The organism is Dehalobacter sp. (assembly GCA_023667845.1).
Classification (GTDB): Bacteria; Bacillota; Desulfitobacteriia; order Desulfitobacteriales; family Syntrophobotulaceae; genus Dehalobacter.
In genome coordinates this window covers 1-1,177 of record JAMPIU010000077.1, presented here as the reverse complement: position 1 = coordinate 1,177, position 1,177 = coordinate 1, and the positions used below count along the sequence as shown (strand labels likewise).

Genomic DNA, 1,177 nt, shown 5'->3' with positions numbered 1-1,177 from the left:
CAAATTCCCTGTTGCGAGAGCACTGGGCGGAAGCCGAGTGCGGCAGAAACAGTTTATGGAATTTGTCAGCGAAAAAGATTCTTACCTTTGAAAAATTAAATATGGATTGTCAGAATCAATCAAACCGAGAAGCATCAGAAGCGAGGAACTAATGATGTTACGGCAGAGGATTGGCAGAACCGAGCAGAACAAGGAAGGCGAGGCCGAATAAGCGGAGCGTATATAGACATACGTGAGCATTATGAGGCCGATGACTGACGAAGTTATGTGAAGGTTATCACAATCCGAATAATCTGGTGGCAATGACGGAGAGGCCACACCTGTCCCCATCCCGAACACAGAAGTTAAGCTCTCCAGTGTCGATGGTACTTGGACCGCAGGGTCCCGGGAGAGTAGATCGCCGCCAGGTTTAAATACTCCTCAATAGCTCAGTCGGTAGAGCATGCGGCTGTTAACCGCAGGGTCGTTGGTTCGAGTCCAACTTGGGGAGCCATTTTTATTTTTTGCATTAAAAAGCTATGGTGAATGTCATTTCTGATATTCACCATAGCTTTTTCAAATCTAACGAAACATATCATTATTTAATGATCTAAATCAGTCATTCCTCTTTTAATGTGATAATACATGGCAAGAGCCGCGCCATCGGCGTCCCGCTGCTCTAAAAAATGGGCGATATTGCGGTGATTGGTCAGAGCATTTTCAATAGCCCGTCTATGAGCTCCTATATATACTGCTGTACTGATAGCATCACCGATAGCTGTTTCAATTGCTGGCAGCATCAATTCAATTACGCTGTTGTGTGTTGCCTTTGCAATGGCTGCATGAAACCGCTGGTCGGCTTCTGAAAACGGCTTGCCGGATTCTATTAGTTCGGCTGCTTCTCTTTCATATGCTATTATTTTCCGAATTTCTTCATCACTTGCCCGCTCCACTACCATCCGCACATTAGCAGGTTCAAGTACCAGGCGCATTTCAAACCAGTTATGCACCAACTTTTTTTTATCCTCTATATAAGAGATTCCAAAGGGGTCATTTTGTGAATCCGGCCTTTCAGTAACAAATGTGCCGCGGCCTCGCTCTATTGTCAGTATACCGTTTGCTACAAGTATTTTTACCGCCTCACGTATTGTTGTACGGCTGACACCAAGCTCTCTGGCCAATTGATGCTCATTGGGGA

Annotated in this window: 1 protein-coding gene, 1 tRNA gene and 1 rRNA gene; 2 read left to right on the top strand and 1 reads right to left on the bottom strand. The window is 45.3% G+C overall.

From position 1 onward, the window contains the following. Positions 1–292 precede the first annotated feature (292 nt). Positions 293–409: ribosomal RNA gene (rrf, locus tag NC238_06430) — 5S ribosomal RNA — on the top strand. 8 nt (positions 410–417) lie between these two features. Further along, a tRNA-Asn gene (locus NC238_06425) sits at positions 418–493 on the top strand. 88 nt (positions 494–581) lie between these two features. Here the strand turns inward: NC238_06425 and NC238_06420 are convergent. Beyond that, positions 582–1,177, bottom strand: a 596-nt coding sequence (locus NC238_06420) for an FCD domain-containing protein (protein ID MCM1565573.1), incomplete at its 5' end; no start/stop codon positions are given.